Origin of the sequence: Gemmata palustris (assembly GCF_017939745.1) — a bacterium.
Classification (GTDB): domain Bacteria; phylum Planctomycetota; class Planctomycetia; order Gemmatales; family Gemmataceae; genus Gemmata; species Gemmata palustris.
In genome coordinates this window covers 3,595,560-3,621,792 of sequence record NZ_JAGKQQ010000001.1, presented here as the reverse complement: position 1 = coordinate 3,621,792, position 26,233 = coordinate 3,595,560, and the positions used below count along the sequence as shown (strand labels likewise).

At 64.5% G+C, this 26,233-nt stretch carries 20 protein-coding genes; 9 read left to right on the top strand and 11 right to left on the bottom strand.

All coding sequences use genetic code 11. The features are described from left to right. The first annotated feature begins 1,031 nt into the window (after positions 1–1,031). On the top strand, positions 1,032–2,099 hold the full coding sequence (locus tag J8F10_RS14855; protein WP_246524277.1) for an NAD(P)H-dependent flavin oxidoreductase: 1,068 nt from the start codon (positions 1,032–1,034) through the stop codon (positions 2,097–2,099). Between the two features lie 88 nt (positions 2,100–2,187). Here J8F10_RS14855 and J8F10_RS14850 read toward each other — a convergent pair whose 3' ends face one another. Next, positions 2,188–2,640 carry a hypothetical protein gene (locus tag J8F10_RS14850; protein ID WP_210654790.1) on the bottom strand — a complete coding sequence of 151 codons (453 nt, stop codon included), beginning with the start codon at positions 2,638–2,640 and terminating at the stop codon, positions 2,188–2,190. A 94-nt stretch (positions 2,641–2,734) separates the two neighbouring features. Further along, entirely contained in the window at positions 2,735–3,196 is a 462-nt protein-coding gene (locus J8F10_RS14845) for a hypothetical protein (protein WP_210654788.1), read from the bottom strand. A gap of 813 nt (positions 3,197–4,009) precedes the next feature. Between J8F10_RS14845 and J8F10_RS14840 the strand changes: the two genes are divergently transcribed. The 3 genes from J8F10_RS14840 to truD all read left to right on the top strand — a co-directional run bounded on the left by J8F10_RS14840 (position 4,010) and on the right by truD (position 7,336). Beyond that, positions 4,010–5,035, top strand: coding sequence for a Gfo/Idh/MocA family protein (locus J8F10_RS14840; RefSeq protein ID WP_210654785.1), 1,026 nt, complete (start codon positions 4,010–4,012; stop codon positions 5,033–5,035). Positions 5,036–5,184: 149 nt separating this feature from the next. Beyond that, the gene (locus J8F10_RS14835) at positions 5,185–5,979 is read left to right on the top strand and encodes a hypothetical protein (protein ID WP_210654783.1); all 795 of its coding nucleotides are present in this window, start codon (positions 5,185–5,187) and stop codon (positions 5,977–5,979) included. Positions 5,980–6,157: 178 nt separating this feature from the next. Continuing rightward, the gene (gene truD, locus J8F10_RS14830; protein ID WP_210654781.1) at positions 6,158–7,336 is read left to right on the top strand and encodes a tRNA pseudouridine(13) synthase TruD; all 1,179 of its coding nucleotides are present in this window, start codon (positions 6,158–6,160) and stop codon (positions 7,334–7,336) included. On the opposite strand, the gene J8F10_RS14825 is transcribed toward truD, so the two are convergent. From J8F10_RS14825 to ubiE, 5 genes are all read right to left on the bottom strand, one after another. Then, positions 7,311–8,699 carry a neutral/alkaline non-lysosomal ceramidase N-terminal domain-containing protein gene (locus tag J8F10_RS14825; RefSeq protein ID WP_210654779.1) on the bottom strand — a complete coding sequence of 463 codons (1,389 nt, stop codon included), beginning with the start codon at positions 8,697–8,699 and terminating at the stop codon, positions 7,311–7,313. The two genes, truD and J8F10_RS14825, sit on opposite strands and share 26 nt — an antisense overlap. Positions 8,700–9,005: 306 nt before the next feature. Then, positions 9,006–9,818, bottom strand: coding sequence for a sugar phosphate isomerase/epimerase family protein (locus tag J8F10_RS14820; RefSeq protein ID WP_210654777.1), 813 nt, complete (start codon positions 9,816–9,818; stop codon positions 9,006–9,008). After that, positions 9,815–11,344, bottom strand: a complete 1,530-nt coding sequence (locus J8F10_RS14815) for a PDZ domain-containing protein (protein WP_210654775.1) — start codon at positions 11,342–11,344, stop codon at positions 9,815–9,817. Before J8F10_RS14815 ends, J8F10_RS14820 begins: the two co-directional genes overlap by 4 nt. Before the next feature lie 71 nt (positions 11,345–11,415). Beyond that, complete coding sequence (locus J8F10_RS14810) at positions 11,416–12,435, bottom strand: uroporphyrinogen decarboxylase family protein (protein ID WP_210654773.1); 1,020 nt, start codon at positions 12,433–12,435, stop codon at positions 11,416–11,418. Positions 12,436–12,477: 42 nt separating this feature from the next. Continuing rightward, complete coding sequence (ubiE, locus tag J8F10_RS14805) at positions 12,478–13,245, bottom strand: bifunctional demethylmenaquinone methyltransferase/2-methoxy-6-polyprenyl-1,4-benzoquinol methylase UbiE (protein WP_210654771.1); 768 nt, start codon at positions 13,243–13,245, stop codon at positions 12,478–12,480. Positions 13,246–13,345: 100 nt separating this feature from the next. Between ubiE and J8F10_RS14800 the strand changes: the two genes are divergently transcribed. Together J8F10_RS14800 and J8F10_RS14795 are read left to right on the top strand one after the other, a co-directional pair. Further along, the gene (locus J8F10_RS14800; protein WP_210654769.1) at positions 13,346–13,957 is read left to right on the top strand and encodes a phospholipid scramblase-related protein; all 612 of its coding nucleotides are present in this window, start codon (positions 13,346–13,348) and stop codon (positions 13,955–13,957) included. A 114-nt stretch (positions 13,958–14,071) separates the two neighbouring features. Beyond that, positions 14,072–15,151, top strand: a complete 1,080-nt coding sequence (locus J8F10_RS14795) for a M24 family metallopeptidase (protein WP_210654767.1) — start codon at positions 14,072–14,074, stop codon at positions 15,149–15,151. Positions 15,152–15,301: 150 nt separating this feature from the next. Here the strand turns inward: J8F10_RS14795 and J8F10_RS14790 are convergent, their stop codons facing one another. Next, positions 15,302–15,967: a 3-keto-disaccharide hydrolase gene (locus J8F10_RS14790; protein ID WP_210654765.1), complete on the bottom strand. Its 666-nt coding sequence runs from the start codon at positions 15,965–15,967 to the stop codon at positions 15,302–15,304. A 12-nt stretch (positions 15,968–15,979) separates the two neighbouring features. Continuing rightward, positions 15,980–17,374: a DUF1501 domain-containing protein gene (locus tag J8F10_RS14785; RefSeq protein ID WP_210654763.1), complete on the bottom strand. Its 1,395-nt coding sequence runs from the start codon at positions 17,372–17,374 to the stop codon at positions 15,980–15,982. Positions 17,375–17,446: 72 nt separating this feature from the next. On the opposite strand from J8F10_RS14785, the gene J8F10_RS14780 reads away from it, so the two are divergent. The 3 genes from J8F10_RS14780 to J8F10_RS14770 all read left to right on the top strand — a co-directional run bounded on the left by J8F10_RS14780 (position 17,447) and on the right by J8F10_RS14770 (position 23,805). Continuing rightward, positions 17,447–18,292: a prephenate dehydrogenase gene (locus tag J8F10_RS14780; RefSeq protein WP_210654760.1), complete on the top strand. Its 846-nt coding sequence runs from the start codon at positions 17,447–17,449 to the stop codon at positions 18,290–18,292. Next, entirely contained in the window at positions 18,276–21,158 is a 2,883-nt protein-coding gene (gene purL / locus J8F10_RS14775; protein WP_210654758.1) for a phosphoribosylformylglycinamidine synthase subunit PurL, read from the top strand. Before J8F10_RS14780 ends, purL begins: the two co-directional genes overlap by 17 nt. Positions 21,159–21,255: 97 nt before the next feature. Beyond that, complete coding sequence (locus J8F10_RS14770; protein ID WP_210654756.1) at positions 21,256–23,805, top strand: DUF4159 domain-containing protein; 2,550 nt, start codon at positions 21,256–21,258, stop codon at positions 23,803–23,805. A gap of 362 nt (positions 23,806–24,167) precedes the next feature. Here J8F10_RS14770 and J8F10_RS14765 read toward each other — a convergent pair whose 3' ends face one another. Next, complete coding sequence (locus J8F10_RS14765; protein ID WP_210654754.1) at positions 24,168–24,515, bottom strand: cupin domain-containing protein; 348 nt, start codon at positions 24,513–24,515, stop codon at positions 24,168–24,170. 64 nt (positions 24,516–24,579) lie between these two features. Continuing rightward, positions 24,580–25,827 (bottom strand): PQQ-binding-like beta-propeller repeat protein, encoded by a 1,248-nt coding sequence (locus tag J8F10_RS14760; RefSeq protein WP_210654752.1) that lies wholly within the window; start codon positions 25,825–25,827, stop codon positions 24,580–24,582. Positions 25,828–26,233: the final 406 nt, after the last annotated feature.

Genomic DNA, 26,233 nt, shown 5'->3' with positions numbered 1-26,233 from the left:
GCCGGCCGGTGGAGCGGCAACCAGACGCGAAACGCTGGTTGTTGGTGAACCCCGCCCGCAAGAGCGGCGGGTCGTTCGGCCCCCACTCGGTTCGGTGATCGTGTCCGGTACGTCCACCCGTCGCCCTTGCGGGCGGGGTTCACCAACAACCTCGCCCGCAAGGGCGACGGGTGTTCCCCGGCCGGCTCACACCGGCCGTTCGCCCGATTAGTATCGGTTCCGCCGCCGGGCTACTGTCCTACCGTCGCATCGTTTGGCACGTGCGTGCAACCTGTGCGTCCGCACGTGTCAAACATCGAGCTGACCGGCACTGCGAACCACCCGCGGCGTAGCGCCGCAGAAAACGCTAACTCCAGTGACGGCGGAACCGATGTTTCAGGAAGCACAAGAGCGCACAGGGCTCCCGCCCTGTGCTACGAACGCCGGCCGCTCCGCGGCGGAAAGGCATTGAACGTATTGCTCTTCGCCCCGGAGGGGCCGTCTTCCGTAGCACAGGGCGGGAGCCCTGTGCGCCCTCGGCGCGGGTGTCTCAAAAAGGTGCCCCGACCGCACCGGCTACTTGCTTCGTACCGCAGTTGAATGCCCATATGCGTAGCACTGCGAAGCAAGCGGGCATTCAACGGAAACCGTCGGGCACCAGAACTCGTCCGCGGCGTAGCGCCGCAGGAACCGCTAACTTCGGGTGCGATCGGGGCATTGACTGTGAGCCGTTCGCGGCCGGCTACTTTCGTCCTTCGGCACGCCTCCCGGCATGCTGCTGATCTGTAGTAGCGGGCCAGGAGGACAATTGAACTGGTCGGCACTGAGAACCACCCGCGGCGTAACACCGCAGTTTGCGCTAGCTCGTGCGACCGCGAACGACTCGATTTTCACTCTACCCGCGATTTCCGCGTCCGCCAACCCGGGTGGGTAAATAAGTCGGCCGCGCCGTGTAGATACGGGTAAGAGATGGGATACGCGGCCCGTTCGGGACCGATTGACGGCGCCGGTGTACACGTTCCGGAGGAGATCCCGTGAACCAATTGCTGTCAATGCTCGGAATCCGTCTGCCGATCATTCAGGCTCCGATGGCCGGCGTTTCGACCCCGGAGATGGCCGCCGCCGTGTCGAACGCGGGCGGGCTGGGTTCGATCGGGGTTGGGAACGTGGACGCGGGTGGCGCCCGGGCCATGATCGCGGCCGTTCGCGCTCGAACCGCCGGCCCACTCAACGTGAACCTCTTCTGTCACGCCCCCGCCGTCTCGAATCCGGCACGAGAGGCCGACTGGCTCACCCAACTCGGGCCGCACTTTACCCGATTCGGCGCGACACCGCCTGGAGCGTTGCGCGAGATCTACAAGAGCTTCGTCGAAGACGACGAAATGCTCGCGATGCTCCTCGCCGAGCGCCCCGCGGTCGTGAGTTTCCATTTCGGGCTGCCGTCGGCCGACCGGATTCGCGCACTGAAGCAGGCCGGCATCCGGTTGCTGGCGTCGGCCACCAACCTCGCCGAAGCGCACGCGATCCGTGACGCCGGCATCGATGCCGTGGTCGCTCAGGGTTACGAGGCCGGCGGGCACCGCGGGGTGTTTGATCCGCACGCACCGGACGAGCGACTCGGAACGATGGCGCTCACGCGCTTACTCGTCACGAACCTTTCGCTTCCGGTTATTGCGGCCGGGGGGATCATGGACGGGGCCGGGATCGCGGCCGCGCTCGCACTGGGAGCAGAGGCCGCGCAACTCGGGACTGCCTTTGTCCTCTGCCCGGAGTCCGCGGCCGATCTCGGCTACCGACGGGCGATGACCGAGCGCCCGACCCGATCCACTATCGTGACGAGTGCCATTTCCGGTCGCCCGGCCCGCTCGCTGTCGAACCGATTCACTGCGTTGGGCGAGGAACTCGGTCGCGACGGTGTCCCGGACTACCCGATCGCTTACGACGCCGGGAAAGCGCTCCACGCGGCGGCGAAGTCGACGGGCGAGTACGGCTACGGCGCTCAGTGGGCCGGTCAGGGCGCGGGACTGGCGCGAGAGAAACCCGCGGGCGAACTCGTCGAACTGCTGTGGCAGGAGGCCCGAGGCGCGATCGCACGAATGACCCTCATCGAGAACCAGTGACAGGACGGTCCTTTGATTCACGAAATCGCTACACTTCTCGCCGGTCCGGTGCCGCGCCCGGTTCGGCCCGGCTCCTCAATCCGTGACGTTAATCCATGACGTTTGCGATCATGTCCGCCAGTTCCTGGGGCGAACACCACTCACGCGACTCGGCGCAGACCTTGGTTAACCACTCCCAGATGTTGGAGAAGAGTTGGTACGATGGCCAACCGGGCGACTCGGCCCGACCTCGCCATGTCAGATGGGCTACGCACACCTGTACGGTGACAGCCCCATTCGCGACCACGAACCCGGCCACCTCGTCCATGTGTTGAGCTTCGGCGAACGGAAGGAAATCTTGAACCGGGATTGACCCACCATCGACTTCGGCGAGGAACTCCCGCCGCAGTCCGGTCGCCCGGTCAGCGGTGTCCAGGCAGTGCCACGGAGTGAAACCGCGGAACCCATGAGCCCGAAGCCAACGGTAATCGGTTGGGTAATCGTGCCCGCTGAGCGACAGCAGGCACCGCTCGTAGTCATGCCGGAGGTACACCGGTCGCATCCTGTTGCCTCCTGTTGCCGAACAACCAGGCTACCGGCCTGGCCCGGGATACCAACCAGCCTACACGAGCAACCGGCGAGCGGCGGGAAACAATTTACGTGGCCGGGTCCGGTGCAGCGTCCGGTTCGGCGCGACCACTCGCCCCGTAGTTGAAATTGCCGATAGTCAGGTGCAACGGTGGATCGGGGCACCGCGGCAGGCCCAACGTCTCGCGGACCGCCAGTGCCTCTGGGCACTCCACCGGGCACCACACGAACCCGCCGGTCTCCCGCACTACCGAGTCGTACTCGAACTCCACTGCGGCCCCATCGAGCTGACCCCATGCTGCTGGGTCGGGCGGCTCGTTCCCCCGAATCACCGAGATATGTGGTCCCCACAGCGGTTGCTGCAGCGACCGCGTCCGGTAGTGTCCGACGGTGAATAGGTGCCGCAGGTATCGCCCCAGGTCCGGGTCGCAGTCGATGATCAGCCACCACCGGGTGCTCCCGCCGTCCCGCCGGCCGTGCGACCCCGTGCGGACTTCGGGGCTGAACCGATATGTGCCGATTGACCGCATGGGAACTCGCCCGCCGCCGAACACCACGCTCACCTGCTGCGGGGACAGCAGAAAGCGGTGAAGATTCAGAAATCGGTCCCGCCCCCGCAGTCAGGTGCAGCGCCCGGTTCGGCATATGGGGCGATGGGGATGTGGGTCAGCCCGACGAGCGCCGGTCGCACCTCCCACCTGAACTCTCCGCCGCTGAATATACACCTCACCGGCCGCGCACGCCGCGACACAGTCTACCAGTACACACTCTACAGCGGTCCGGGAAAGTGTAGCGGTGGTGGTTCACGCCGGATTTGAAGGGCGTGATATTTTGTTCGTATTTTGTCGGGAAAGATATTGCTAAACCGAAGTAATTTTGATAATTTGTCCACTATGTGGCGGGAGGGCGTCTCGCCTGTATGTGACGCACCGTGCGCGGCGGGTCGTCGAGCTGTGCTCGACAGGATTTCTGCGACAAAATGTGGGTGCGTACTTCGTGACGGCTCGACGCAGAACTACAAGCCCCGGAACTGTGAAATTTTGTAGCGCAACCCGTCCAAAAACGACGCGACCGACGGGTTTGCGGTGCTTGAAAGGGGCGAAATCAGGAGAGATGTTACCCAATGTCAGTGGGCGAATTGCGTTTTCCCGAGGATTTCTACTACCAGAGCTTGGTCTCCAGAAATGTTAGCGAATGTTACCCGGGGCCGGTCCCGGTCCGGGAGGTCGGAGGATTCACCCGGAATTCGCCGCTGATCGCTGGTTCGCAGAGGCGTCGCGCTTGCTTCTGGCCGCGTGCTGTTCGATAACTACGCCACACGCTTTCGCCGGAGAGTCATCGACATGGTGCGCATCGGTATCGTCGGCATCGGGTTCATGGGCCGGATTCACTTCCTCGCGAGTCAGCACCTCACGGGCGCGAAGGTCACGGCCATTTGCAGCCGCGACGCGGCCAAGCGCGCGGGCGACTGGCGCAACACGCGCGGGAACTTCGGTCCCGAACCCGGGCAGGTCGATCTGAGCGGTGTGAAAGCCTACGCGGAACTGAGCGAGATGCTCGCGGACCCCGACATCGATCTCATCGACGTGTGTACGGTCACCGACCAGCACACGCCGATCGTGCTCGCGGCACTCAGGGCCGGCAAGCACGTGCTCGTCGAGAAGGCGATCGCGCTGTCGCCACAAGACGCCGACGCGATGGTGGCCGCCGCGAAGAGCGCGGGCAAGCTCCTGATGGTCGCGCACGTGTTGCCGTTCTTCCCGGAGTTCCGGTTCGCGGCCGAGGTCATTTCCGGCGGGCAGTACGGGAAGGTGGTCGCGGCGCACTTCAAACGGGTGATCGCGAAACCGGACTGGTCCGCGGACATCGGCGACGCGGCGAAAACCGGCGGACCGGCCGTTGACCTGCACATCCACGACACGCACTTCATCGGCCTCGTGTGCGGCGTGCCCAAACACGTGTTCTCGGTGGGCACGGTCGAGAGTGACGCGGTGACGTACCTCACCACGTCGTACCTCTACGGTCCGGGCGGTCCCGCGGTGACGTGTTCCAGTGGGGCGGTCAGCATGAGCGGTCGCCCGTTCGCTCACGGCTACGAGATCTATTTGGAGAAAGCGACCCTGCTGTACGACTCCGGTGGCGTTCCGCTGACGCTGCTAACAGCGGACGGGAAGTCTACGCAACCCGCGCTGTCCGGCGGGGGCGACGCGCTCTCGGCGTTCTCGGACGAACTTCAAACCGCGGTGACCGGCGTAACGACGGGGAAGGAGCCGGCGCTGTTGAGCGGGCAACTGGCGCGGGACGCGCTGGTGTTGTGCCACCGGGAAATCGAGTCCGTGAAATTGGGTAAGCTGGTCGCCATCAGTTAGTTACCCAGAGTACCCATTTGCGGTAACCGTAACGAACCGCGCCGGTTCTGTGATATTGCGACTTGTTAAGCTGCAACGGTTCTCGCGGTCTCGCGAGTTCTGCCGATCTGAAGAGGCAGAGCCGAAGAGTCAAGCGCGAGGGACCGGTGATGAATAAGCGCTCCTGGGTAAGTGGTGCGATCCTGGCAACCGTGCTGGCGAACACCGGGTGCGTTTTGTGCTGCACCAAGGGGTACGAGAAGTCACTGAAGAACGGTGCGGATTTCGACCTCCCGACGCAGTGCCGGAACGAAGTCCACGTGTTCATGATGCACGGGCTCACGCCGTCCACGGATTGCGGACTGAACGCGCTGCGGTTGAAGCTCGGTGACAACGGCTTCGCCAAAGTGGGTATGGGCGAACTGTGTCACGCGGGGTGGGTGAAGTCGGAGATCGATTGCATTCGGCGCAACGACCCGGACGCGCGGTTCGTGCTCCTCGGCTACGACCTCGGGGCCGCGACCGCGGTTTCGCTCTCCCGCGACCTCGCCGCGAAGGGAATCCCGGTTGAGGCCGTCGTGCTGCTCGACCCGATGGGCTGCTCCGCGGAGCCGTGTGGTGCCCGCACGCTGCTCATCACGAGTGGAATGGGTGCCGCGAGCGTCCCGCACTCCGGGCGGGTCGTGGTGGCTACCGCCAGCCACTTCGGGCTACCCGCGCACCCAACAACGGTGGCGGTCATCACCGACCTACTCAGCGATATCGCGACTCAAAACTGTGAGCCGCCGCTGGAGATGATCCCGGACCGTAACGACCCCAATGCGGTCGCCCGGCGCGCCCCGAACCAACAGTCGGGCGGCGAGTGGGGCTTCCTCTCCGACCGCGGTCCCGTGCGTGCGATCGGCGCCCGCGTGACCGCTCAACCGGCACCGTCGGCTCCGGGTGCCGTTGTGTTGAAACCGTGATTAGGCTCGTCCGGTTTCCGGAACGAGCCGCGACCGCGAGGGAGCGGGTGGCGCCCACTCGTTTCACTGGAACCGTTGCCATCAGGGAGTGCTTCCCGCTCCCTCGCGGTCGCGGCTCGTTAGCCCCTGAAATGAGATTAGGCTCGTCCGGGTGTGGCCGCGCTGCTTCAATGAGCACATGAAACTGAAGCAGCAGCCGGAGGACTTCCGGGTCGAAGAACTGACCGACACCGTGCCCGCGGACGCGGGCGACTTTGCTCTCTATCGGCTCGACAAGACCGGTTGGACCACGCCGGATGCGCTCGCCGCGATCCGCCGGCGCTGGCAACTCGACCTCCGCCGATTGAGCTACGGCGGGCTAAAGGACCGGCACGCGGTGACGTCGCAGCACATCACCGTGTTCCGCGGGGCGAAGCGGAGCCTGTCGCACGAGCGCGTGACGCTCACGTACCTCGGTCAGTGCGCGGAGCCGTTTACCGCGGCCAACATCCGCGCGAACCGCTTCACGATCGCGCTCCGCTCCCTGAGTGCGAGTGCCGTTACCCACGCGGAAGGGGCGCTCCGCGAAGTCGCCGGCGCGGGGCTGCCGAACTACTTCGACGATCAGCGGTTCGGCTCGGTCGGGGAGGCAGAAGAGTTCGTCGCGAAGGAGATGGTGTTCGGGCGGTTCGAGCGCGCACTGTGGCTCGCGCTCGCGGCCCCCTACGAGTTCGACCGCGCGGACGCGAAGCGCGAAAAGGCCACGCTCATCGAGTTCTGGGGCAAGTGGCCCGAGTGCCAGGCCAAACTCCCGAAGGGCCACGCCCGCAGCTTGGTCAGCTACCTCGCCGCGCACCCGACCGACTTCAAGGGTGCCGTCGCACGACTGCGGCCGGAACTTCAGGGGCTTTACCTCTCCGCGTACCAGAGCTACCTCTGGAACAAGATGCTGGCCGCGTGGCTCACTTCGACGCTCGGCGCCGAGAATCTCACTACGGTGGAACTGAAGCTCGGTCGCGTGCCCGCGCCGGTGCGCGTGTTGGAGGAGCACCGCGCCGCGTGGGAATCGCTCACACTTCCGCTCCCCTCCGCGCGCGTGAAGCCCGACGCCAATGCTCCGTGGTTGCCCACCGTCGAAGAGATGCTGAAAGCAGAGGGTTTGACGCTCGCGGAACTGAAAGTAAAGGGGATGCAGAAGCCGTTCTTCTCGAAGGGGGATCGCGCCGCCAGTGTGCGCCCGGAGAACCTGAGCCACACTGCGGAGGCGGATGAACTGAACCGGGGGCGCAGGAAACTCGTGCTCCGTTTCGATCTCCCGCGCGGCAGCTACGCGACGATGCTGGTGAAGCGCGTTACTTCCCCTTCACCAACTCCTTGAACGCGCCGCAGATGATGGGAGCGGCCTCGGGACCGACGCTGTTCATCTCGCCGTACTGTGACTTCTTCAGCCCGTAGCAGAACGGCGCCTTGTCGTCCCACTGCCGTTTCGGGATGAAGTACCCCAACTCGTCGTTCGCGAGGCCGATCAGCATCCGGTGCTTGCCCTTCAACTGCTCATAGATCGCCGGTTCGATGGGGGCGTCGGGAAAATCCGCTCCGGGATCGGCCGGGTTCTGGACCTTCCCAAGCACCAGTTCGGGGTAGATTTCGCCCGGTATCGCTGCGACTTCGAGTTCACCGAGCTTCAGGTACCCCACTTCCGTTTTGACCGCGACCGGCTTCGCGATGTCTTTCGTCGCAACGAACTTCTTCGGTGTGGGCGTTCCTTCCCAGGAGTACATCGTGCGGTCGAGCGTGCCGAAGGACCATGCGAGCCGGTAAACGTTGTTCTCGACCGGCACCAAGAGTTCCTGTGTGCGGATCGCGAACGGCGTCAGCGTAACGGGTGCGGCATCCTTCAGTGCCTTTTCTGCAAGCGCTCCCACGAGCCGACCGTAGCGCTCCGTTTTCTCGAACGTGCCGTCGGCAAGTTCCTTGCCCTTTTCGTCTTTGATCGGCAACTTCAAGGTGGTCATCAACCCACCAACCGTACCGGTGAAGTACGCGACGGGGCACTTTTGCGACTCCCGCAAGTGCTTCACCGTGTAGTAGATGAAGTCCGCGGAGACCTCCGTGTTTCGCGAATCGAGCGATTCCGGGTGGCAGTTCCACTGCACCAGTACGCCGAGTGGTTTGTCGGTCTTTGGCTCGCGAAACTGCAACACCACCAATTCGTCGTGCTTCACGACCGGCTTACGGTTGTCGAGGAGCAACTCGGGGGCACTTGCCTTCCCGATGCGCACGGTGGCCGGTGTACGGGCTTTGTCTGCGGCCCTGACCGCGTTCGCGCAGCCCGTTTCCACTTTCTTCTGGTAGTCAGCGTCGATTCCCGTTTGAATCGGCGTCGGCCCCCAAAGCCCGAGCGTATCCGGACCTTCGTGGTTGTGGGTCGCAGAAACGAGTATGTACTTGAACCCGGTCACCTTCTCGCGGATTCGCTCGACGCTCGGGAGGAACAGCCCGATCACGTCGACCGATACGAACGCGATTTTCTCGTCGCCGTCGCCCATCACGACGGCCCGCGCCGTGATCGGGTCGTGGACCTTCGTCGCCTTGCGGTTCTGGCCGAACCCCGCGAGATACACCGGTTTCTTCCCGACCTCGGGCGTGACGTCCACTTCACTGAAGCCCACACTGAACTCGCCCGCGGAGGCGTGAAGGGCGAAGGAGAGGAGCACGCACAGCGCGGAGGCGAATCGCATGAGAAGTCTCTTCCAAAGGCCGGAGGCGGAACCGCGGATCATGCAGATAGCGCGGATCAGAACAGAAGACAGAGATCAGAGGCCAGAAGGCAGATTGGCCACAAAAAGGCACAAAGGGCACAAAAAAGAACAGAAATCAGAAGGCAGAGATCAGAGAGCAGAACGCGGAAGACAGTAGGGCAGAAAGCATAGATTTAGCCTCGAGTGGGGCTAGAAATTGTTTCCTCATCTGATCCGCGGAATCTGCGTGATCCGCGGTTCTGCCTTCTGTCCGCTGTTCTCTGTTCTGCGGCTCTTCGTAACTTCCTACCCCGCGCATTCGCGCATGTAGCGGATGCTGTCGCGGGCGATGGTATCGGGGTCGGGGGAGTAGTCGAATACCTCGACCGATACCCAGCCGGTGTAGTTCACATCTTTGAGTGCCTGGAAGATGGGCTTGAAGTCGGTACTACCGAAGCCCGGTCCGCGTTTGTTCGGGTCGTTGGCGTGGAAGTGGTGCATGTACTCGCGGTTGGCGCGGATCACGTCCGGCGTGGGTGATGATTCCGCCGCCATCGCTTTCACGTCGAGGTGCAGTTTCACGAACGGGTGCGCCAGTTTCCGCGCGAGGCTGACGCCCTCTGCCGCGGTGGTCATGAAGTTCGTTTCCGCCGGCGTGAGTGGTTCGAGGCACAGGTACACGCGATCGCGTTCCAGTGCCGGGAGACAGTGTTTTAGCGTATCGAGAGCGAACTCCTCGCCCTGCTCGCGCGTGATCCCTTCGCCGAGGTTGCGCTGGAAGGGCGAGCCGAGTACGAGGATATCACCATCCATATCTGCCGCCGCGTGCGACAGCTCGGCGAGGTACTCGCCCGTCCGCTTGCGGGTTGCGGCGTCGGGCGAAGTGAGGTGGAAGCCTTCCGTTTTCGCGAGCAGCCAGTGGAGCCCGATGAGCTGTATGCCCTCGACCTCGGCTTGTTTGCGCAGTTCGGCGCGCTGAGTTGTGCTCACGTCCGTGATGCGCGGGGCCAGCGTGAACGGTGCCACTTCGAGCCCGGTGTACCCCAGTTCCGCGACACGGGCGCAGACGCGGGCGTGCTCCCAGCCCTCGAACGTTTCGTTGCAGATGGCGTACTTCATGGGAAGCTCACTTCGCGCTCCGGGCGCTTCGCTTCGGTCGGGTCGATAACGGTCAGTTTGATGGCCTTTTGCCCCTTCGCGGCGGCGTAGAACTCGCCGGGGCTGGTCACGGCCTTCCCGTTTATGTGGGTAATAAGCCACCGCTTCTGCGGCTCGTCGCCGAGCTTCTTGAACGCGGTCTCGGCGGGTGAATTCGGTGCGACCTCGTAGATCGATACGCCCGACGGGACGTTCTTGGGGGCGGTGATTGGGGCTTTTTCACCGACGGTTTGCGCGAGGATACTGTCGTGATCGACTCGCAGGCCGAACACAGGATCGGGGCGCACGGACGCGATCACCGGGCGCGCGTGCTGCCATTTACCGAGGGTGAGGGCGACGTCGCTCGTGTGGTTAATGGTGAGCGTCACTTTCGTACCGGCGAGCGCGGACCCGATGTGGCCCAAGAGCTCGTCGTAATTTTTGACCGGCGCGCCGTTGACGTGTGTGATGACGTCGTTCGAGAGGACGCCGGCTTTTGCGGCCGGACCGAGCGGGACGGTGCCGCGCACCCGGACCGATTCCGAAGCCGTATCCAGTGAGACACCGAGGAAGCCGATTTCGACCTCTTCCCCGCGCCGCAGGACGTCGATCACGCGGAGGCGCTGGTCGGTCATGGGGAACGCGTACTCGGGCTGTTTCTCCCCGACCCCCGGAACCAGCGCGGTCGTCGTCAGCCCGATCATTTCGCCATCAAGGTTCAGGAGCGCGGCGCCGCTGATACCCGTATTCAATTTGGCCTCGTGCTCCAGAAACGGGCCGTACAAGTAGTAATTATCGAGCCGCCGGAGCTGCCGATCGAGCCCCTCAATGGGGAGGTGGTGGCGCACGTTCGTCACGCTGCCGAGCGCGACACTGGGCTTGTTGATCGGGAAATTCGGCACGTAAGGGCTCGCGACCAAAACCGTGAGCTTGCCGACCGCGACGTTACCCCGTTGCCCACCGCGCTGCGGGAGCCGCACGTCTGCGAATTTAATTGCTTTCAACCCGGCGGGCGGGGTGATGAGCCTCAGCGCCGCGAGGTCGTTGCACGCATCAGCCGCGTGAATATCGGCGTAAGACCCGACGCCACCGGATAAATGAACGTAGATCTTGGTCGCGCCCTCAACGACGTGAAAGGGGGTGAGAACGAGCCCCTTGTTATCGATGATGACGCCACACGCGAAGCCGTGGTCGGGGATGCTATCCGTTCGCGACAGATCGAGTAATTTCGCGAGTGCGGCGCTCGCTTGAGGTTGGTCTTTGCGGAACTGCACCGGGTCGAAGGCACCGAGTGTGCCCGGCACGTCGCTCGCGCTGGCCGGTTTCGGGTACTTCTCGCTCCGCGATACGACCACGCACGCGACGCACGGCCCGGCAGTTTCGTTCGCGGCCTGGAGCTGCTTCTCGATTGCGAACAGGAGTTCGTTTTTGGTCGGTTCCCGGTCTTGGGCGGGGGCGACCACCGTGAACGCGGACAGCGCCAGCAGCAACGACACAGCAAATCGCATGGACCGCCTCCGGGCGGAAAGGTGACTCCGTTGTAACCGCCCGGGGGCACGAATGCCAGAAGCGTCGGCGCCTACATCCCTGCTCGCGCCGCGTTCACGTAGGCCTCGAAGTTCGCGACCGGCGTACCCTTGTCCACACCGTGGTTCAGGTTCATGATGTGGCGCTCCCCGCCGCCGGCCCGGAGGCACGCCTTCACCGCGTCGCGCACTTGGTCCGGGGTGCCGCCGCGGAGGATCTCTTCATCGACGTTCCCCTGGAACGCGAGGTTGGGGTACTTCTGGCGCGCGGCGGCGAGATCGTGAGTGCTCCCCAAACTGATGACTTCCGCGCCCGAGTCGCACATCCGGTCCAGGTACGGGCCTTCCTTCACGAAGAGGATGCGCGGGACGCCCGTGGCACGGGTGATGATGTCCGCGTGGAACGGGTGCGCCCAGCGGTCGTACTCGTCCGGCGCCAAGCCGCCGGCCCACGAGTCGAAGAGCTGATAGGCGTCCGCGCCGTCGGCGATCAGCGTGCGCAAGAACCGGACCGTGGCCCCCGAGAGGCGTTCGAGTAGCCCGTTCCACACGGCGGGTTCTTCCGCGGCGAAGCGCCGGGTCGCGTCCATGTCTTTGCCCGTGCCGATGCAGTACGTCGCGACCGTGAACGGCGCCCCCGCGAACACTAGCACCGGCAGATCGCCTTGCAACTCGTCCTTGACGCGCTTGAGTAGCGCGCGGATGTGTGCATAAGACTCCGGCTGTGGGTGGGGCTCGAGTCGGTCGAGGTCCGCGCGCGTGCGGATCGGGCGGTCCGGCACCGGTCCCGCGCCGGGCTGCAACTCGAACGGGAGGCCCATTGCGAGCGGCAGCGTGGTGATGTCGTAGAAGAGGATGATCGCGTCTACACCGAAGCGCCGCGGGCACAGGGACGCCCGGGCGGACGCCTCGACGTCCGCGGAGAACTCGTAGAACGTTTTGCCGGCGCGGATCTTTTGGAACTCCGGATCCCAGCGCCCGGCCTGGCGCATGGCCCATACCGGCGGCCGCTCGACGCGCTCCCCGCGGGCCGCGCGAACCAGAAGGTGCTTGTCGTGGAATGAATCGGGCATGAGTCTTTGGTGATTGTAACGGGGCGGGTGGGCGCGGCCCGCTCACACTCGCGGTTCACCCGGCCCGGCATCCCAGGCGCGCGCCGGCTTTACACCAACATACAGAGTCGCGACCCCGAAGGTGAACGGCACGTACTTCACCTCACCCAATCCCGCCGCGCGCATCTTGTCCGCGAGCGCGTCGTAGTCGGGAAATTTCAGCACGCTCGCGGGGAGGTAGCGGTACGCGCTTTCGCCGCTGCGCGAGATCAGTTGCCCCACCAGCGGCAGTAAATAACGGAAGTACCAGCCGTAGAGTCGGCCCAGGATCGGGTTGCGCGGTTTCGAGAACTCCAGCACCGCGACGCGCCCGCCCGGGCGCGTCACGCGGACCATTTCGGCCAACCCCTTATCGGTGTCGGTGATGTTCCGCAGGCCGAATGCGTTCGTGACGAGCTGAAACGTGTCGTCGGCGAACGGCAGCGCCTGGGCGTCGGCCTCCACGAACCGCACCCGGGCGCTTGCGCCGGCGTTTTCGGCCTTCTTCGCCGCAAGAATCAGCATCTCATGGGCGAAATCGGCCCCGATGACGGGCACCGCGCCTCGGGCGTCGCGGTCGTAAGTGAGCGCGAGGTCGCCCGTGCCGGTGCAGAGGTCGAGAACCGGACCGAGGCCCGCGGGTCCGGGCGGGACGAGCCGCGCGGTGCGGTCCCGCCACTGCTTGTCAATGTTCAACGAAAGCAAGTGGTTCAGGAAGTCGTACCACGGCGCGATTTGGCCGAACATGCGCCGGATGCGAACTTCCCGCTTGTCGAGCAGTTGTGAAGACACGTTGTGATCCCGGAAACGCCGGTAGCCTTGAGAGCGCTGGTTTATAACTTCAACCGAGATCCGGCTCCCGTGATAACACCCGCCACTCGAGGAGTGCTCCGTGCTGGAACGGGAGACGCTGGTCGTCAAACAGAGGGTGAAGACGTTTTCCTCACGCGCCTCGTTCGAGATCCTTGACGAGAACGGCACGGTGGTCGGCACCGCCGAACAGTCTACAAGCGCGCTCGCGAAGGTCGTGGGCACGGTACTGGGAGCGCCGGCCACGCAGATCGAGTTCCGCGAGAAGCCGGACGATTCGCTCGTGTTCACCGTGCGGCGCCGGGGCCTGCTCCTCAAGAAGGTCGAGGTGGTGGACTCGCAGGGAGCGGTAATCGGTCTGTACAAGGCGAAGAAATTCAGTCTGGCCGGCGGGTTCCACGTGTACGACGGGGCCGGCAAGCACGTCGCGGAGATCCGCGGTAAGATGCTGAAGTCGGAGTACACGTTCTTCCAACCGGACGGGAAGACGGAAATGGGGAAGGTGTCGAAGAAGTGGGCCGGGGCGATGAAGGAGATGTTCACCTCAGCCGACACCTACGCGGTCCAGATCGCCCCGCAGTTCGCGGACCAGCCGACGGTGAAGATGTTGATCCTCGGCGCGGCCGTCGCGATCGACTCGCTGATGAGCACCAAGGGCGGCGGCAGCGGGGGCGGGGAGAGCGACGACGAGTAAGCTTTGGGCGCTGTAGTTAACGCGGTGTTGCGTCCCGAATCGCGCGGTTCTTCCTGAGCCGTGCGATTCGGGGCCGGTTCGATGTTCGGGGTCACACGTTAGGAAGATCCACCAATGCTCACCGCCGAAGGTTGCAAAACACGCCGCCAGCGCTTTCTGGAGCGCTTAAAGCCGTCGCACCCGGTCGTGCTCGCGGACCCGCTTCACCTGCGGTACTTCGCTAACTTTTACGTTGACGGCGTCAGTTCGAGCGCCGACTTCGGCGCGCTGTTGGTGATCCGCGAAGACGGACACGCCACGCTCTACCACGACAACAAGCTCCCGAAGGGCGTCGAGTTCGCGCAGGTCGATGAGCGCAAGCCGCTCGCATGGTACAGCGGCCAGGAACCGGAACTCGCCCCGCGCCGGCTGGTCCTCAAGCCCGCGCTCGAAGCCAACGGCGGGCGCATCCACGATTCCATCGCCGATCCCCTCGGTTCTCAGGTAATCGGTATCATCACCGACCTGCGCCGGCGGAAAGACCCGGACGAAGTCGCGCTGCTGAAAACGTGCATGAAAGCGTGCGACGCGGGGCACGCCTGGGGGCGCGCGAACATTCGCCCCGGGGTGACGGAACTCGAAGCGTACTCGGGCGTCGCGAGTGCGGTATTCGCCGCGCTGGGCCACTGGGCGGTCGTGTACGGGGATTTCACGATATCGGTCGGGGGGAAGAAGCGCGGAGGGCCGCCAACGCCACACAAACTTGAAGCGGGCGAACTGTTCATCCTCGATTACTCGGTGATCGTGCAGGGCTACCGCAGCGACTTCACGAACACGATCTGCGTGGGCGGGAACCCGACCGCCGACCAGCAAAAATTGATGGATTTGAGTTTGTCCGCGATCGCCGCGGGTGCGAAGGAACTGAAGGCCGGCGTGACGTGTCAGCACGTCTACGACGCGATGCGGAACGTGTTCTCGGGCGCGGGGATGGCTGATTACTTCACCACGCACGGTGGGCACGGTTTGGGCATCTCGCACCCCGAACCGCCGTACATCGTGCGGCACTCGACCGAAACGCTGGTCGCGGGCGACGTGGTGACGCTGGAGCCCGGGCTTTATGTTGACGGCGTGGGCGGGCTCCGCATCGAGCACAACTACCTGGTGACCGATAACGGGAGCGAGCAGTTGAGCAACCACACCATCGCACTGGTGTAGTCGAAGGGTGAACCCCGCCCGCAAGGGCGGTGGGTAGTACGCGAACGGAAGATCTGGCACTGCTCGCACCCGCCACCCTTGCGGGTGGGGTTCGCCAACATGTTTCCCGTGGGTCGTTCGCAACTTCGCTCAAGGTGTCGCTGCCGGTAGTTATTTCAGCTTCTTCACCATCACGTCTTTGAAGTGAACCTCCGTGCCTTCCGATTGCAGCGCGATGCGCCCCTTCGTCAAGTTGCCGTTCTTGCCTTCGTTCACCTTCGTGCCGTTAATCACGAGAGTAATGTCGCCGCCCTTGCAGGTGATTTCGTACTCGTTCCATTCACCCAGCTTCTTCTCGACCGGGTCTTTCGTTTCCAACCGGAAGAACTGGCGATCGACCTTGGGGTTCTGGCGGCTCTTGTCCGCGTCGAGTTTCGCACCGGGCGGGTTGGTGAGGAAGATGTCCCCGGCGCGGCCGGTAAGGAGCTGTGCCTCAATGGACGTCGGCCAGTATTTTTCGTCTTGGACGTGGAGCAGCACGCCCGTATTGCCGCCTTTACCGTCCGCGGGGAAGCGCCACTTCACACGCAGAACGTAGTCCGAAAACTCGTCCTTGGTCACCATGCAGCCGTTCGGTTTGCCCGTGCAGCGGATGGTACCGTCGGTCACGCTCCAGGTGGTTTTCGGGTCGGCTTTCTTGCCCTCTTTGTCTGGCTTCACGATGAACGTCCAGCCGTCGAGCGTTTTGCCGTCGAATAGTGGTGTGAAGCCGTCGTTGTCGGCCGCGGTTGCGGGCGCAGCGAGCGCGAACACGGCAAAACCGAGCAGAGTGCGCATGAAGAAATCCGGTCAATGGAAGAGTTTCGTGATCGGGGTGCCTGTAACCGCGCGGTACGGGCGGTCGGTGGCATCGGTGTAGTGCGCGTCCGGTTCGACGCCGAGGGCGTGGAACATCGTCGCCGCGAGATCGCCCGGAGTGGTTGGCTCCGCTTGAGGGTAAGCGGCGATGCGATCGGATTTCCCGTACAGCGCGCCGGGCACGATCCCCGCGCCTGCCAGTAGTACCGAGTAGCACGCGCCCCAGTGCTTGCGCCCCGGCGATCCGCGCCCGGCGAATGACTTTTCCACGGCCACGAGCGGCGCGCGCCCGAACTCGCCCATCACCACGACGAGGGTGCTTTCCAACAGTCCGCGAACCGCCATGTCTTCGAGGAACGTGGACACCGAGTGATCGAAGCGCGGGAGCAGGTGCGCTTTCAGTGAATCGAAGATGTCGTTGTGCGTGTCCCAGCCGTACTCGTCGGTATCGTCGGGGTGGTCGTCCTGCCCGCGAATGCCGTGGTTAAAGAACACCGTGGTCCACGGCACCCCGGCTTCGACCAATCGGCGGGCCATCAGACACGCTTGCCCGGAACGGTGTCGACCGTACCGGTCGCGGAGTTTTTCGGGTTCGCGGTCGAGATCGAGTGCCGCTCGGACGCGCGGCGCGTTGACCAACTCGAACGCCTTCCGAGTGAGTGGATCGGCTTTCGTGCCGGGATCGAGTTTGGCGAGCAGATCGCGGCGCGAGTGGAGGCGCTCGACGGGCACGTCCGGGGGTAAACTGAGCGACGCGACCAACCGATCGGTGTCGGTCACGTTGCCGAGTTCGGCCGGCTCGTACCCGCGCCCGAGGAACCCGCCGTACTGCCCCGGGCTGACCTCGATCGGCGCGAGCAGCGGACCGTTGACGTGAACTGCGGTGTGCGGGAAATGCTCCGCGGGCCGGATGCGCTTCAACACCGCGCCGAGGGCCGGGAAGTCCGTGGGGCGCGGGGGCGGGTTGGATGACCTCTGCGGGTGGAACTGGCCCGTGAGCGCGAGATAGCAGGCGGAGCCGTGGTCGAGGTCGTTGTGCGTCATGGACCGCAGCACGGCGAAGCGGTTCGCGAGTGCGGCCATCCGGGGTAAATGTTCGCAGACCCGCAGTTCCGGGTTGGCCGTCTGAACGGTGCGGAACGCGCCGCGAATTTCCGCGGGGGCGTCCGGTTTCGGGTCCCAGGTGTCGAGTTGGCTCTGCCCGCCGCTCGTGAAGATCACGACCACGGACTTCGCGCGGCCGAAACCGGGACCGGTCGTTCCGGCAGACGGTTTCGCACCCGCCCTCGGGAGCGTCAGCCCGAGGGACGCGGAAACGCCGATCCGCAGCCAGTCGCGGCGCGACGGTAGAACCGAATTGCGGGTAACGGCGGGTTCGCGGGGCATGACTCCGTTATCTCTGATACCGGGCGGTCACGGCAAGCGGTTTCTTCCCGGTCGCGTTCTTATAATCTCGGAATGCTGTTCGACCAGATTACCATCATTGGCGTCGGGCTGATCGGCGGCTCGGTCGGTCTCGCTACCAAAATGCGGGGCGTGGCCGGGCGCGTCGTGGGCGTGGATCGCGACGAGGCGACACTCGCGAAGGCGATCCAACTCGGCGCGCTCGATGCGGGAACCACAAGCATTGCCGAGGGCGTCGCGAACTCGTCTTTGATCGTCGTGTGTACCCCGGTGGACCGGATCGCGGACGTGATTCTGGCCGCCGCGCCGCACGTGCGCCCCGGCACGCGCTTCACGGACGGCGGGAGCACGAAGGCCGGTATCGTCTCCGCGCTCCACGGGAAACTGCCGCCGGGCGTGGAGTACATTGCCGCGCACCCGCTCGCGGGTTCTGAAAAAGCGGGCGCGGAGCACGGCCGCGCCGATATGTTCCAAAACCGCGTGACGGTTGTCATTATCAGCAAATTCGGCGCGGACTGGGAGCGGACGGTCGCGGTGGGCCGGTTCTGGGAGGCGCTCGGTTCCCGCGTCGTGCTGATGAACGCCGAGGAGCACGACCGGACCGTCGCGGTCACGAGCCACTTGCCGCACGCGGTCGCGTCGGCGGTTGCCGCCGTGACGCCGACCGACTGGCTCCGCCTTTCCGCGGGCGGGTTCCGCGACGTGACCCGCGTGGCCGCGGGCGACCCGCAACTGTGGGCCGCAATCTTTGAAGCCAACCGCGACGCGACCCTTTCCGCGCTCGCCGCGTTCACGGACCGATTAGACGCATTCCGCAAGGTGCTCGAAGCCGGCGACCACGCCGGACTCGTGCAGTGGTTAACCGAAGGGAAAAAGGTACGCGATGCTCTGGGAACTTGAAATTCGCCCGCTCGGTAAGGACGGCGAGCGCGAGCGCGTGTGTGACGAGTTCGACCTGCTCACGCACGCGGAGCGCGGCGGCGACCACATCAGCGCGTCCGCGCGGGGGTTCTTGCTCGAGGGCGACCTGACCGACGAGCACCGCGCGCGCCTGACGAGCGAGGTGCTCGTCGACCCGCTCGTAGAAGTGGGCGAATTCGCCCCGATCGGCACGCGGGCCGCGCACTCGTACACGGTGCTCCTCAAACCCGGCGTGATGGAACCGGTCGCGCAAACGGTCCTCGAAGCGGTCCAACTGCTCGGCATCCCCGTAACTGCGGTGCGCACCTTCCGCCGTTATTTCGGCCCACCAGAACTCCCGTCACTCGATCGCGACGTCCTGTTCCGCAAGGTGCTCGCGAACGACGCCATCGAGCAAATCGTCGTCGGTCCGGTCAAGGCAGATCACCTCGGGTTCGGCGCGCCGTACAAGTTCGAGCTGCGCACGGTACCGGTCCGGGATCTCGATGACGTGGGGCTGGTAAAGCTCAGCAAGGACAACACGCTCGCGCTCTCGCTCGACGAGATGAAGGTGGTTCAGGCGCACTTCCGCGACTTGAACCGCGAACCGACCGACGCGGAACTCGAATCGATCGCGCAGACGTGGTCCGAGCACTGCTCGCACAAGACCCTCAAGGGCACCATCACGCTCCGCGATCACTCCACCGGCGAAACGCGCACGTACAAGAACCTCCTCAAAGAGACCGTGTTCGGCGCGACGCAGACCATTCGGCAGCAACTCGGTGCGGACGACTGGTGCGTGAGCGTGTTCGCCGACAACGCGGGCATTGTGAAGTTCGATGACAACTTCCACATTTGCATCAAGGTCGAGACGCACAACCACCCGTCCGCGATTGAGCCCTATGGCGGCGCGAATACGGGGCTCGGTGGGGTCATTCGCGACCTGCTCGGGACCGGTCTCGGGGCGAAGCCGGTGTGCAACACCGACGTGTTCTGCTTCGCCCCGCCGGACTTCGATCCGAACCAGCTCCCGCAGGGCGTGTTGCACCCGCGGCGCGTGATGCGCGGCGTCGTGGCCGGGGTGCGCGACTATGGCAACCGGATGGGCATCCCCACGGTCAACGGCGCGATCTTGTTCGACGAGCGCTACCTCGCGAACCCGCTCGTGTTCTGCGGCACCGTCGGCACGATCCCGTGCGATAAAGCGTTCAAGAAGGTTTACGACGGCGACCTGATCGTCGCGGTGGGCGGCCGCACCGGGCGCGACGGGATTCACGGCGCCACGTTCTCCAGCCTGGAACTTACACACGAGTCGGAAACGGTGAGCGGCGGGGCGGTGCAGATCGGCAACGCGATCACCGAGAAGAAGGTTCAGGACGTCATCATTCAGGCGCGCGACCGCGGGCTGTTCACCGCGATCACCGATTGCGGCGCGGGCGGGTTCTCGTCGGCCGTCGGGGAGATGGGAGCGGACCTCGGTGCGACGGTGCATTTGGACAAGGCGCCGCTCAAGTACGAAGGGTTGAGCTACACCGAAATCTGGATCTCGGAATCGCAGGAACGGATGGTGCTGTCCGTGCCGCAGGAGAAGTGGCCGGAACTGCAAGCACTGTGCGAGAGCGAGGACGTCGAGGCCGCCATTCTGGGCACGTTCGAGAACAGCGGGCGCCTGAAATTGTCGTATCGGGGGGACGTCGTCGCCGATCTCGACATGCACTTCCTTCACGACGGGCGCCCCACCGTCGTCAAGAACGCGGAATGGGCGCCGGCGGAACCGGTCCCGGCCCAGCCGAGCGCCCCGGCCGCACAAACGCCGCAAGACGCGCTCGTCGCGATCCTGGGGCACTATTCGGTATGCTCGAAAGAATGGGTCATCCGCCAGTACGACCACGAGGTGCAGGGGGGCAGTGCCATCAAGCCCCTCGTGGGCGTGATGAACGACGGGCCTTCGGACGCTTCGGTCGTGATACCGGTGCTCGGTTCCTGGACCGGCGCCGCGGTCGGGTGCGGGATCAACCACCGGTTCGCCGATCTCGACCCGTACTGGATGGCGGCAGCCGCCATCGATGAAGCCGTGCGCAACGTGGTCGCGGTGGGTGCGGACCCGAAGCGGGTCGCGATCCTCGACAACTTCTGTTGGGGGAACATCCACGATCCGAAGGTGCTCGGCGCGCTCGTTCGCACCGCGGAAGCGTGTCGCGACGTGGCGGTCGCGTTCGGTACGCCGTTCATCAGTGGTAAGGACAGTCTGAACAACACGTACACCGGCAAGAACGGCGAGCGGCTCGACATCCCGCACACGCTCTTGGTGACCGCACTCGGGCGCGTACCGGACGTTCGCAAGTGCGTCACAATGGACCTGAAAGAAGCGGGCAACGCGCTCTATCTCGTGGGCGCCACGAAGGACGAACTCGGCGGTTCGCACTTCAACCTCGTGACCGGGCGCACCGGGGGGAATGTGCCGAGGGTCGATCTCGCCGGTGCGCCCAAACTGTTTGCCGGCGTGCATTCGGCCATCGCTCAGGGACTGGTGCGATCGTGCCACGACTTGAGTGAGGGCGGGTTCGCGGTCGCGGCGGCAGAAATGGCGTTCGCGGGCGGGATCGGGGCCGACATCAATTCGCTGCCCGGGAACCTGTCCGATGAGGTGAAACTGTTCAGTGAGTCGCCGAGTCGCTTCCTCATGGAAGTGAAGCCGGAACACGCTCCGGCGTTCGAGGCGTCTTTGGCCGGTGTGCCGGTTACGCGGGTGGGTACCACCGTGTCGGACCCCCGATTGCGCGTCGCCGGCGCCAACGGCGAATGGCTCCTCTGGGTTAAACTGGGGACACTCAAAGAAGCGTGGCAGAAACCGCTGCGGTGGTGAGTGTATAATGGGCGTTAAAGTCGACCCGGCCCTCCGAACCCGCCCGGCGAATGCGGGGGCGCGGAGGGCGGGCTGTTGGCGCCCGGAGGTTCCCGATATGACCCGTTCGCTGTTGGCCGTTGGCCTCGCGCTCTGCGCCGGGTTACTCCTCGTTTCCCCCACGCCCACCGTTGCACAACCCGCGCCGCCCCCGCCGAAGGCCGCGAACCCGGACGGCGAACTCGTCGACAAGGTGAAGACGGCCATCGATAACGGCGTGGGGTTTCTCAAAAAAGAAGCCGCGAAGAACAACGGGAACTGGGAGGGGCTCATCCTCAAGTCCCTCGTGGACATGGACGGCGGACCCACCGCGCTGGCCGTGCTCGCGCTGCTCAACTCCGGCGTCAAAGTCGATGACCCGACCGTCAAGGGCGGACTCGACTACCTCCGCAAACTCACCCCGGCCAAGACCTACGTCGTCGCGCTCCAAACGATGGCGCTGGCCGAAGCGATGATCGCCTCGCGGGACAAGAAAGACCTCCCCAAACTCGCCCAGAACGTGGAGTGGTTCAAGGACAAGGCGCTTCGACGGGGGGGCAAACTGGAGGGCTGGAGCTACCCCGGCAACCAGATCGCCGACAACTCCAACACGCAGTACGCGCTGCTCGGGTTGTACGCAGCGAAAACCGCGGGGGTGAAGATCGAGGACCAACTTTGGAAGGACATTCAGGGGTATTACTCGCGCACGCAGCAGCCGGACAAGCTGAACCCGAAGGCCGGGTACTGGATGTACCACAACGCCGGCGGGGAGGGGCCGAGTTTCACCATGAGCGTCGGCGGCGCGTGCGGCCTGCTCATCGCCAACATGGGCCTGGACCAGAGCGAGCAGGAACTCAACCCCGCGACCGGCGTCGCGGCCAAGTGCGGGATCTACGCGGACAACACCGAACTCGCGAAGGGCATGTTCTACATCGGGGCCAACTTCAACTTCGAGGAAGGCAAGTCGTACTTCTACAACTACTACGGCATCGAGCGCCTCGGGCGCCTCTCGGGGCAGCGGTTCATCGGCAAGATGGACTGGTACCGCGCGGGCTGTGTGTCGCTCTTGAAGCTGCAGCAGATCGACGGCTCGTTCGCGTACACCGGTAACACCGCCAAGGGCATCGACAGCAACTACCCGGTCATCACGACTGCGTTCGCGCTGCTGTACCTGTCGAAGGGGCGCACCCCGGTGCTCGTGAGCAAGTTCGCGTGGGGGAACCACATCCGGGGCGAGGTGGGCAAAAGGGACCAGGCGATCCTCACCGAGCGCAATCCCGATGACACCATCACCAGCGTCCCGAACTGGAACCGCAAGCACAACGATTGCCGCAACGTGGTCGAGTTCGCCCAGCGCGAGATCTTCGACGGCGCCCCGCTGTCGTGGCAGGTGTACGACCCGCGCCTCCAGGACCTCTCGACGCAGGAGAAGATCGACTCCGAGGTCGGGCTGCTCCTGCAATCGCCCGTCGTGTACCTCAACGGGCACGGCCCGATGCCGTTCGTGACGCGCCCGACCGATGCGACGCTCTCGGTCTCCGAGCAGATCCTCAAGCGGTACGTCGAGGAGGGCGGGTTCTTGATGGCCGAGGCGTGCTGCGGGGACAAGGAATTCGCGGCGTCCTTCGAGGGCCTCGTGGGGCGCATCTTCCCCGGTAACGCGCTGAAAAAGGTGCCCCCGGAACACGCGATCTGGCAAATGTTCCCCGGGGTGAGCCCGGGCGACTTCCCGGACCTGATGTACCTGGACCGCGGGTGCCGCACGGTCGCGATCTTCAGCCCCAGCCCGCTCGCCGGGTACTGGGAGGAGCGCCGGTTCATGCCGGTAGACGGGCGCGACCCGAAGAACCGCGGAGAGAAGGCGTTCTGTTTGGCTCGCAACATCATCGCCTACGCGACCGGGATGGAACTCCCCAAGCCGAAGCTTACGAAGACGATCCTCGTGGCGGCCGACAGCGGGGGCATCGCGCGCAGCAAGTTCCGCGCACTGCAACTGAAGTACGTCAGCGACGCGAGCGTGCAGCAACCGCCGGCGTCGGACGCGCTGCGGAACCTGATGTCGTACCTGGGGCAGCACGCGAAGCTCGATGTGGCGCTCACGAGCGAGGTGCTCGCGCCGTCCGACGACAAGGTGACCAAGTTCAAGTTCATGTACCTGCACGGGCGCAAGCCGGTCCAGTTCACCCCGGACGAAGCGGACAACGTGAAGGCGAACCTGCAAACGGGCGGGCTGCTGCTCGCGGACGCGGCGTGCAACGACATCAAGCAGTGGCGCGCCTTCGACCTGTCGTTCCGCGATTCAATGGGGAAGATGTTCCCGGGCCAGAAGCTCGTCCCGATCCCCCCGTCCGAGCCGCTGTTTCAGATCGCGACGCAGGCCGGAATCGATTTGCGCAGCGTGAAGTGCCGGCGCGAGAACGCCGAGGGAACCGGGCCGGAAAAGGAACTCCGGACCTACCCGGTGGAACTCGAGGGCATCAAGCTCGACGGGCGCTGGGTGGTGGTGTACAGCAAGTACGACATCGGGTGCGCGATCGAGGGGCACAAGTCCGCGGACTGTCTGGGCCACGACAAAGAAAGCGCGCTCCGCATCGCAAGTGCGATCGTGCTGTACTCGCTGCGAAGGTGAGTGAGGTGAAACCGCGCGAACCGCGCGGCGAATGCTCACTGGCGTTTGAGGCGAACGGCCGGTGTGAGTGATACGATCTCGTTTTGATTTTCTGTAGCCGGTCTCCGTGAGGCCGAGATATCCACGGTCGGTGGCTCCCCGGCCTCACGGAGGCCGGCTACAGAAGACAAGTCATCCGCACGATTCGGTATGAGATCGAAAGAAGACTTCTGACAAGATGAACGGGATGAACAGGATTTAGAAAGCATCTCGTGTTGAGTTCGCATCGGGTTCCGATGGGGCTTCGCCGGGTTCGACTTCGCTCGCGACGTCCGTTCGCAAGCGCTACGATTTCAGCGCCGCGAATTCACGCGCGATTGTTCCTAATCCTGGGCGGTTCCCGCTGCTGCATGAAACGCCAGCCACACGGTCGGCCGCGTCTCGTCCGTCCATTCGACGCGGTGCCGCAGGTGGGCCGGGAGGAACACCCAATCGCCCGGTCCGAGTTCGCGCGCAGTGGGTTCGCCCTCGATATGAAGGCGCGCTGCGCCCGCGAGCAGAATCACCCATTCGTCGGTGCGTTGGTCGAACCACTCGCCGGGCGCTGTTGCGTGCCCCCACGACGTAATGCGCTCGATCTTCCAATTCGGGTGCTGCAGCAGCGTCTCGAACAGCTCGCCCGCGGGCCGTTCTGCAGGTAAATCGGCGAAGATGTTTCCGGCGTCTCTCATCGGTGCTCACTCGCTCGGCGCTCGTGCCCGGTTCGGGCTCCCCCGCGGGACCGGGCTCGCGAATTCACTTACCTGACCACCGCCACGCGCTCAGCCCGTTCAGGTCGCGAATGAAGATCTCGTTGCCACAGACCGCGAGGTGTGCCCAGGTCTCGGATTCCGCGACCTTGCGTTTTTCGATCAGATCGAATTCCTTCGCATTGGCCTTTAACAAGTACAGTATCCCGCGGCTGTCGAGGGCGAGAATTCGGTCCTTGTTCGCGATCAAGCTCCAATAGTCCCCGAACCGGTCGTCGGTGCTCCACGCCTCCTTGCCGGTCTTCACGTCGACGCACACCAGGCGCTTGTCCTTGCCCAGAACGTAAGCGTGCCCGTCCACAACGACCGGCGTGGACATGTAGCCCTCGTACCGCAGTGCCCACGCATCACTCGTGTCGAACTTCCCGTCCGCGCTTTTCACGCGCACCAGGCGCGTGTTGCCGCCGTAGGTGCTGGTGAGGATGCCGTCCGCGCCGACGGGCACCGGCGTGAGAATGTTCATCCCGCGGAACGACGGAACCTCCTTGGCCCACAGTTCCTTGCCCGTGTCCCGCTCCACGCCGGCGAGTTTCGTCCGCGTCTGCACCACCACCTGATCCGCGCCCGCGAGCTTGGCGAACACGGGCGAGGAGAAGGCCGAGCCCATCGTCCCGCCGCCGTCCTTGAGCACGCGCCACAGAACCTTCCCGGTTTTCTTGTCCACCTTCACGAAGCTGCCGCCGGCCTGCACGTACACGCCCGCATCATCGACCAGCGGCGAGCACACGAACCCGAAGTCCGGCAACGGAGTGCCGAACTCTTTGACGAAGTCGAGCCGCCACGCTTCCTTTCCGGTGCCCCCGTCCAGCGCGACTAGCACGTCCGTGATGCCCGCGATGAACAGTGTTTTGCCGTCGAACGCGGGCGTCGAACGGATCCAGCTCCCGTTCTTCGCGGCGAAGAACGGGACCGTAATGGAGCCCTCCCAGCTCGCTTTCCACAACTCCTTGCCGGTCTTGCGGTCGTGCGCGGTCACGACTTCGGTTTTCTTGTCCACGGTCTGCGTCGTGAACACGCGGTCCGTTGCAACGATCGGCCCGGAGTAACTGGGGCCGAGTTTCTCGACGCGCCAGACCCGTTCGAGCGCACCACCCTCGAGCTTGTCCGGCCACGCCGGGCCGGTAACGGTGCCGTCGCGGGCCGGGCCGCGCCACTGCGGCCACTCGGCCGGGTCCGCGGCGGGCGCGAGTGAAGTGAGCAGGAGTACGGCCGCGAGCGCGCGTATGGGGTACATCTGGTGCCCGAGGTAATGGGGTGAATCGTCAGCGGGACGAAAGCTCTACGCACCAGACACTGGTGCGGATTCACTCATTCCGCTGTCACGGGAAAAGCCCGTTCTGCGCCGCGCGTTCTTCATGTCCCCATCAAATTTCATTTCGGGGCCTCGCGGCACCTCATCACGGTCTGCGGCTGAGTCACAGGGAGCCACAGCATTTTCCTCCCCAGACTCGTTCATTGTGTCTGTCCCGCAACAAATTCCTCAGCCTATTCCTGAACATTCTCGCGACGGCGCAATGCCGCGGCTTCTTGACCCATGTTCACAGTTAATTACACCTTCGCTCCCTTCAATCGCGCGTGGCATGAACTACGGTCCGGGCAGACTCGTGACATGCGCCCGGTCCCGCCCTCGGCCACCGACA